We start from the raw sequence: 383 nt of genomic DNA, 5'->3' as shown, positions 1-383 counted from the left end.
GTTTTTATTTTGTCATTTTTCTAAAGTGGCTAACTTGATTATAAAATTCGCCAAATGAAATTTTTGTAGCTTTAAATCATTTACCAATTGATATCAATGGTAAAAAGATTTATATTTCTATTTCGATGGGTGTTTCAACTATTTCATCAAAAGATGTTCAGCCTAATGATTTATACAGTCGAGTAGATGACAATCTTTATCATTCTAAAAACAATGGTCGTATGCAAATTACTGCTTTCTAAAAAAATCGCTATTTCTATTTTGTAATGAAATAACGTTTTTTTTTATGCTAAAATTAAATAGCATGAATATAAAAAATTATTAAAATAGTAGATTGCAACAATTAATCGAATTTTTCGGACAAGTCACCAAAGAAGACTTGG

The 383-nt window shown here is 25.8% G+C and carries 1 protein-coding gene; it reads left to right on the top strand.

All coding sequences use genetic code 11. From position 1 onward, the window contains the following. Positions 1-59 precede the first annotated feature (59 nt). Positions 60-242, top strand: coding sequence for a GGDEF domain-containing protein (locus tag FD33_RS13055; protein WP_268904206.1), 183 nt, complete (start codon positions 60-62; stop codon positions 240-242). Positions 243-383 lie beyond the last annotated feature (141 nt).

Source organism: Companilactobacillus paralimentarius DSM 13238 = JCM 10415 (assembly GCF_001434985.1).
Taxonomy (GTDB): Bacteria; Bacillota; Bacilli; order Lactobacillales; family Lactobacillaceae; genus Companilactobacillus; species Companilactobacillus paralimentarius.
Note: the sequence above shows the minus strand (reverse complement) of the source record. Positions and strands in the feature narration are given on the sequence as shown.